We start from the raw sequence: 8,016 nt of genomic DNA, 5'->3' as shown, positions 1-8,016 counted from the left end.
AACGTTATTCAATTCAAACGTTATTCAATTCAAACGTTATTCAATTCAAACGTTATTCAATTCAAACGTTATTCAATTCAAACGTTATTCAATTCAAACGTTATTCAATTCAAACGTTATTCAATTCGGAGCAATCCGAAAATTCTGTTTTAAGAAATTCCTTTACATGACTTTCGAGTAATTTTTTACGGAAGCTTTATCCTGTAACAATCGGAAAGTTCCGGTTCAAGGACCCCTTCATGGACCAGTTTTTCGATCTCGTTTTCTACCTGGCAGTAAGTGAAGGGATGGTCGTGTGATATTGCGGAAATTACATCCGGGCTGGGGCAAAACCTGTTCGGAAATGCTTCGTTGAATATTGATACGTTTTCTACAATCAAGCTTCTAAGTTTTTCCATGTTGTTCTTATACCTCTTTTTGTGTTTTTATTGTATTTTTATTGTATTTTTATTGTATTTTTATGGTGTTTTTAGCAGTATGTTGTTTTCTGCTAATTAATAGTAGTAAATACCTTAATTATATAGATTTCCTCCATAGTGTATATAGGTATTCATTTAATATATAGCCCAAATTAGTAGCTCCTGAATACGGAATTCAACCTCCTGTCAGACTCGGTAGAATATGAGGAGGATATACATGTGAGTGTACAACCGATTCTGTGAACTACCCCTCCCTAAAACCTTTGCCTTGCGGCTCAGGTTTTGAGGAAGGGGTCTTTTCGCCTTAAGAGATAAAGAGAGGGTATTCCGAAGCCTGCACGAGCTCAAGGACAGCCAGCAGGTGCTCCTTTCCTATCGTGGGCTCGCTTCCGGAGATCCGGAGCTTGTTTACCTGTGGGATGCTTTTTCTTAGGCGTTTGTACCGGACAAGGCCTTCTTCGGCAGCCCTGAAAAGCCGGCTTGCAGCCTCTCCGGGAGAATAAAATTCTCCCTGCTTCTCCGGAAAGTCCCCGGACCAGTTCGACCAGCAATAGAAACAGCGCAGACAGCAGCCTGCGGCAAAGCCAGTGGCTACACCTCCGTAAGCCAGGACCGAATAAAAGCCGGTGTACTTTCGCTCCTGGCCTTCCGGCCCCTCCCTGGTCACGATTTTTTCGGTTACCATGGCCAGTTCCAGGAGATCATAAGGTTTGAAATCCGGGGAAAGAAACCGCTGATACATCTCTTTACCCTCCGCTGAATCTGTCCTGAATCCCCTATGGGATTTTAGCGCCTGTACTTACACATCTTTCTCCTGCTAACGCTCTGCTGGCTGTCGGTGAACCCCCGGCAAAGAGGAAACAGGATCTCCAATTTTCAGAATCACCTATTTCCTAAAGTAGAGGTGGGAAAAGGTGTTCAGGCCCCTTATGTGAAAAATTATAATTGTGAAAATATATATAAAAGGAATAGGGATAAGAAGGAAGCCGACAGATTTAAGAAAATAATTTATTCATACTGATTATTAAATTCATACTGATTATTAAGGCAGGGGCGGGTTTGAGGAAAGTTCTTGATTTAAGAATATGGGATTCTGGCCTGCAACCGTTACCCTTAGGGATGTGAGCGGCATTGAAGCGGAAGCAACTTGATGGGGGAGCAAAAATGGAACAGTTTCCGGCAAAGAACCCAAATCCCGTGCTCCGGGCGGAAAAAGACGGAAGGGTAATTTACGCAAACCTGGCAGGTGAACCCCTGCTTCAGACGTGGGGCGCGGATGTAGGGGAAAAACTGCCGGTAGTTATAGGGAACCTTGTGCAGAGAGTTATTTCCCAAAACGTCCCAGAGAAAATGGAACTTAAAGTGGGAAGGAGAGCATATCTGGTCACGTTTCACCCCCTTCCGGAAGAAGGGTACGTAAACATTTACGGATTCGATATAAGCGGGCAAAAAGAGCTGGAAGAAAAGCTCCGCATCAAGGAAAGACAAAATGACGTTTTATACCAGCTGGGAAGAATGGCCCTCGTCTGTGAGGACCTCCAGGTCTTCATGGACGAAACCGTAAAGCTGGTCGCACGGACCCTGAAAATCGAATACTGCAAAATCCTTGAGCTCCTGCCCGATGGAAATTTTCTGCTCAGGGCCGGGGTCGGCTGGAAACCCGGACTTGTGGGAAAAGCCTCTGTGGAGGGAAAAAAGGAATCCCAGGCCGGGTATACCCTGCTTTCAAAGGTCCCCGTAATCGTTGAGGACCTTGAAAAGGAAACACGGTTCAAAGCCCCCGAACTTTTGGAAGAACACGACGTGACAAGCGGGATGAGTGTCCTTATAGGCAGCCTGGAAAAACCCTTCGGGGTACTGGGAGCCCACAGCATAAAGAAAAGGAAGTTTACCGGGGATGATGCCTACTTTCTTAATTCCGTGGCATTTTTACTTGCAGAAAAAATAGAGCGTATACGTGCAGAAGAAGAGTTGAAGCAGCACCGCGAGCACCTTGAAGAGCTTGTCAGGGAAAGGACCTCCGAACTTACGAAAACAAACGAAAGGCTCTCCAGGGAAATTTCCGGGCGCAAGCAGGTTGAGAGGGCTCTTCAAAACAACGTAAATTTCCTGGAAGCATTTCTCGATGCAATCCCTGCTCCCGTATTTTACAGGAACCTGGAATACATCTATCAGGGCTGCAATGAGAAGTTTGCCGGCCACGTCCTCGGCCTTCCGAAAAATAAAGTAATAGGACATTCAATGTACGATTTCAGGGAAGAGTTTTCTGAGGAAATGGTGAAGGCCTCGGAGCATTTTGATAGGATTCTCATAAAAGAAGGAAAAAGCCTGCCCCATGAAGTAAAGATAAGGTGTGCCGAAGACGGCAAAGTCAGGGATTTTCTTATCCACAAGGCCACATATACCAATGTTGCCGGGGACATAATAGGAATAGTAGGCGTACTGCTCGATATCACCGAACGAAAAAAAGCAGAAAAAGCCCTCCTGAAAACCGAGAAAATCCGCAAAAAAGAAATCCACCACAGGATCAAGAACAACCTGCAGGTGATTTCCTCCCTGCTCAGCCTTCAGGCCGAACATTTCAGTGACGAAAAGGTAAAAGAGGCTTTCCAGGACAGCCAGAACCGCGTCATTTCAATGTCCCTGATCCACGAGGAACTGTACAAAAATGAGGGAATTGAAGACGTGGAAGCCCTTGACTTTACAGCCTACCTCCGAAAACTGGCAACGGAACTTCTCCACTCCTATAAAATAGGGCCTGATGACATCCGCTTAAGCCTGGACCTTGAGAAAGTGTTCCTTGGAATGGACACCGCAATCCCCCTCGGGATCATCATCAACGAACTTATTTCCAACTCCTTAAAACACGCCTTTCCACGTGGCAGAAACGGGGAAATCCGGGTCAAACTCCACCGGAAAGAGAAGGGCACCCCTGAGGACAAGACCCCCCGGTACCTGCTGGTTATTTCGGATGACGGCGTGGGCCTTCCGGAAGATATCGATTTCAGGAACACCTCCTCCCTCGGGCTCCAGCTCGTAAACACCCTTGTTGAGCAGATCGAGGGCAGTATCGAACTCAAAAGAGGGGCAGCAGGAACGGAGTTCAGGATAAGTTTCAGGGAAGCCGCTGGAAAGGATACGGTGTGAGTTTCATTAATCCCGGAGTTGAATTTCCATTGTTTCTGCAGAAACCCTTTTCCCGTTGTAAAAACTGTTCCTTTCTTAAGGGAAGGTCTACCTGAAAATGATTGGCTACCCGGGAATGGATAGCCAGCTTCAGGTGTTTATATCACAGGTGTTGCTATTACAGGTTTTGCTATTGCAGGTGCTGGCTATTGCAGGTGCTGCTATTGCGGGTATTAACACATTCCCAGGGCCTTAAGGAGTTTCTCTATATCTGCCTTTGAGCTCTCGACAAAGATCCCCCTTGTACCTGAGATCATAACGGTCCAATCCCCGCCGCTGTACATCCAGTTATGCTGAGGTACCCAATTCATCTTGTAAAGCAGCGTGTAAGCACTGGCCAGGGTATCGAACACCATGTTCACGGTTCCGCAAAACTTGGCGGTCATTTCAGCCATCTCTTTAGGCATTTCAGTCTTTGATTTGTACTCCACAAGTTTTCCTTCCTGGCTGAAAATCCCGGCTGCTGCTACACCGTCAAATTTCAGAAGCTCATCTAACGATAGGTTGCACTCTTTTCTGTTCATATATTTCCCCCCAACTAAATTCGGTATATACCGGTAACTGCCTGCGAACTAAAGTTCACGGCTTACTAATTCATTCTTTGAACTGCTGTTCACATGTCCACAGGCTCATTTTCCTATTCCACAGGTGCAAAAAATAGTTCCGTGAAATAACAGTTCCTGTGAACCTGATTTCCGTATAAAGCAATTAAAAGGATTTGCACAATATTATATAAATATATCAAATTAAAAAAAGGAAATTGAAAACTTGAAAATCGGAAATTACAGGCAAGATGCGACCAGCGGCTGCATGCAACCTTTGAAAGCGGAGAAAAAAGATGAGAGTAAAGCAGAAGGGAGTTGAAAACCGAAAATAAACCGCTAGCTCCGGCGGGATAAAACTGACAGGAAAAACAGGTAATCTGAAGAAATATACATTGAAGAAATTATATCCAAAACCAAATATTTAACCAAGAATCAATGCACTGAAAACCCATTAAGGGTGATCCATAGGGCCTGGTCCAAATTTAATGTAGTTTTGAATGTAGTCATTTCTTTTACTCAGTTAATTTACTTACTTCACTAATTTACTTACTTCACTAATTTACTTACTTCACTAATTTACTTACTTCACTAATTTACTTACTTCACTAATTTACTTACTTCACTTACTTAAGGTCCAATTTAATGTAGTTTAGTTCTGTACTCAGTTAGTTAATACTTACTTAAGTCATTACTCAGTTAAGTTACTACTTACTTAAGTTACTCCTTATTTAAGTTACATACCTTCTTTGTACGTCTTCTTCATACATCCGGGACTGACCCTATGGACCAATTATATATATGTAAGTAATGGTATAAAAAAACAGCGATAGAAAACTTATTTTTTAGCAGTACTGTGGTTTGAACAGTAACCCTTTGCAGTCCACTGAACGGATATACGAACTCATTTTTGAAAATCGACCACTTAACCAGCCCAGCTTTTCCCTGTTTTTGTATAAAGGAAATACTGGGGTTTTTGAATCCGATTATCTCAGAACCCGGCGTACTCACGACCGCGAGCGTAGCGAAGCGGGCGGCCTTTCCTTGATTGAAATCTAAAAGAAGAGGAATCAAAGACAAAAAGGGGTTTAGAGCTAGCGATAGCCGATAAAAAAGACTTAGAAAGGGCCGAAATAAGGTGCAGAAATTTGTTTTCACCAATGCCTATAAGCGAGTAATCTGGTATTTTGTCATCATGTTTTCTCTTTCATCTGTTTTTAATTTATTTTTGAAAAGGCCGGACGCCTTCGGCGTCCGGTGAGAGCGCGGGGACCAGATAGAAGCAAATTAAAAAATGAGGGCTTGTATCATCCCGTTTCTGTAAGATTACCCGGTATTCCGGAAAGGAAAAAGTTAAAGGAAAAAGTTTGAAGGGAAAAATTTGAGGAGAAGGGAATTTTCACTTCCCCTTTTTCTCCTTCACATCTTCAATCTTCTTAACCATATCTTCCTGTGCCTTTTTCAGGTGCGGTTTTGCTTTTTCGATGCCTTCTCCGGTCTTCTGAATGAGAGTATCTGCGCCTTTGGCGGTTAACTCTGCAGCCATTTTACCGGCTTCCTTCAGGACGGGGACGCCTTTTTCCTTGAGGTCGCGGGCTTCTTTGCGGGCAAAGGTATCGGCTCCCATGGAGGCTGCCTTAAAGGAATTTTTAGCGGAGCCAATTTTGTTGCCGTTACTGCTGCCGGAATTGCTGACGGAACCGGCTCCTCCGGATTTGCCGGAACCCCCGGGACCTTTTGCAGTGGACTTTCCGTTTATTTTCTTTTTAAGGACTAGGAAGGCTCCGCCGCCCAGGACCGGGAGCATGAGCAGCCAGAGGAAGGGAGACTTGTCGCTGCTGCTTTTGCTTTCAAGATCGAGCTCTTCACTGTCACCGGTGTTTATGTCAACTTCCGTTCCCAGGTCACCTTCATAGGCGTAGGTGGGCTCGACGCCCTTGTAGGTGACGTAGGGGGTGTCTCCGGTCACTCCTGTCTTTTTCAGGTCGAACTCGTGAGCTGCAAAGTATTCCTCGGGCTCTTCCAGCTTCGTATTGAGTTCTTCGCTGGTGATGGTGTAGGGGGACTCTGCGCCGTACTCAACCGAGTAGGGCACGACTGTGAGCTCGGCAGGGGTGCCGTAGGGAAGGGGCTGGACGTAGAGGAGGCCATCCCGCACGTCGACAACGTACTCGTAGTCCGTGCCTGCACCGGGTTCGGTGTAGTGGATCCTGACCAGGTACTGGGGGACTTCGTCGTCCTTGACCTTGAGGTAGGCTCCGTCGATCCTGCCTGCGGAGGTCCGGTTTGTCCGCTCGTAGTTTGCGGCTTTTCCTACGGTCATTCCGGGTTTGTACTTGAGCTCGTTTGTGCCGTTCAGGCAGCCAAGGTCGAAGTAGAACTCTCCCCGGTCGTAGCGCCGGTTGTTGTTTGCGTCCCTGAAGCCTTCGAAAAGGTCACGCTGTTTGTTGCCTTCCGTGGTGTCGGCATAGAAGCCGTGTTCGATGAAGAGTTTGTCAATATCGGAAGCTTTTCTCGAGTTTGCCTGCCTGAAAGCCAGGTAATACTCGTAGAAATCGGAGCGCTGGACCTTGAGGACCGCCCAGATGTCGTCTATGGACATGGTAAGGGAGTCGCCGTTGTCGTTGTCGCTGTCGTACATGTCCCAGAGCAGGGATGCGACGGCGAATTCCTCGGCATAGCCTCTGGAGTCCCAGGGGTGATAGTTGTTTTCAAGGCTCCCGAAAGAGGCGTAGATGTCGGTTTTTGTCCCTCTGCCGTCGGCAGGGTTGGTGTCTCCGTACCTGTCGGACATCGCAAGGGCCATGAACTCGGCAAACCCTTCCTCATAGGAGTCACCCGTATTCGGATTCAGGAAACCGTCGTGGTTAACCGTACCTGCCGCGCTGCTCCCCTTAGACCAGCCCCCGTAAGTGGCGTACATTATGTGGTGAGCAAACTCATGGTACTCCCGGTTCTTCGGGCGGTTGGAGTTTGAATAACCGGCGTCGTTTTCCGAAATAAGGATATGGGAGCTGCCAGGGGAGTAAAGAGTGTCATCGTTGGTGTTCCCCACATAGACATCCACAGGCAGCTTGTAGTCGGGGTCGGTCTCAAGAACTGTAAGGGCAAAGTCCACAGCCTCGTGCATGTGGGAATATATGACCGAGAGGCTCTTTATGTCAGCCAGCTGCCCCGTGCTGCTCGCATGCTTCGGGTTCTGGGAGCCGTCAAGCACAAGGTGCACTTCCACGTTCTGCTTATCAAGCAGCCTCAGTTCGCTGTAAAACCAGACCATTTTGTAGTCATTTCCATTCATCCCATTTCCGCTCGCCCTGTCATGTACCCTGAAATAGTTCTTCCCGTTCCTTTCGTAGGAGAAAATGACCCAGAAATCGACCTTGACGTCGTTTTCGTCCTCTTTCAGTTCTAGGGTTACTGGAATCCGGAAGTCCCCGTTCTCATCGGTCCTGCCCTTGAGCTCCTCCCCTTTGATATTTGCCTGCAGCTCGACAAAGGGCATGGGGTTTCCGTCGGCATCGGCAACCGTTCCCCAGATGTAGATAGTCTGCTGGTCAGAAGCAGGCAGCTGGGGTTCATAGACCGAGGGGTAAGAGCCGCTTCCCATGGAGATGGGAGTGTACTTCTGGCTCAGCACGATTTTGTGGAATTCCTCCACGGTATCTTCTATCCGGGAATCGAGCTCTGACTCCTTGACCCGCATGGTCTTGAAGATCGTTCCGGCATAATACTGGAAATCGTTTACAAGGACCTCGTAACTGTAGGAAACCGTAAGGTCGTAGATATTGATTTTCTCCCCGGTCTCTGAGTCCGATTCCTGCCAGGCAATCCCCTTTGTCGTTGTGAGCATGTAATACCCCTCGGAACTG

At 46.9% G+C, this 8,016-nt stretch carries 5 protein-coding genes; 1 reads left to right on the top strand and 4 read right to left on the bottom strand.

Annotated features, from left to right (window positions below; all coding sequences use genetic code 11):
- Window positions 1–185: 185 nt before the first annotated feature.
- On the bottom strand, window positions 186–398 hold the full coding sequence (locus FTO70_RS16155; RefSeq protein WP_255336798.1) for a hypothetical protein: 213 nt from the start codon (window positions 396–398) through the stop codon (window positions 186–188).
- A gap of 325 nt (window positions 399–723) precedes the next feature.
- On the bottom strand, window positions 724–1,161 hold the full coding sequence (locus tag FTO70_RS16150) for a hypothetical protein (RefSeq protein ID WP_255336797.1): 438 nt from the start codon (window positions 1,159–1,161) through the stop codon (window positions 724–726).
- Between the two features lie 422 nt (window positions 1,162–1,583).
- On the opposite strand from FTO70_RS16150, the gene FTO70_RS16145 reads away from it, so the two are divergent.
- Window positions 1,584–3,566, top strand: coding sequence for a histidine kinase dimerization/phosphoacceptor domain -containing protein (locus FTO70_RS16145; RefSeq protein WP_255336796.1), 1,983 nt, complete (start codon window positions 1,584–1,586; stop codon window positions 3,564–3,566).
- Between the two features lie 212 nt (window positions 3,567–3,778).
- Here the strand turns inward: FTO70_RS16145 and FTO70_RS16140 are convergent, their stop codons facing one another.
- Window positions 3,779–4,129 carry a DUF2173 family protein gene (locus FTO70_RS16140; RefSeq protein WP_255336795.1) on the bottom strand — a complete coding sequence of 117 codons (351 nt, stop codon included), beginning with the start codon at window positions 4,127–4,129 and terminating at the stop codon, window positions 3,779–3,781.
- 1,417 nt (window positions 4,130–5,546) lie between these two features.
- Window positions 5,547–7,997: a carboxypeptidase-like regulatory domain-containing protein gene (locus FTO70_RS16135; RefSeq protein WP_255336794.1), complete on the bottom strand. Its 2,451-nt coding sequence runs from the start codon at window positions 7,995–7,997 to the stop codon at window positions 5,547–5,549.
- Window positions 7,998–8,016 lie beyond the last annotated feature (19 nt).

Source organism: Methanosarcina sp. KYL-1 (assembly GCF_024372725.1).
GTDB lineage: Archaea > Halobacteriota > Methanosarcinia > Methanosarcinales > Methanosarcinaceae > Methanosarcina.
This window is presented reverse-complemented; position numbering and strand designations above follow the sequence as displayed.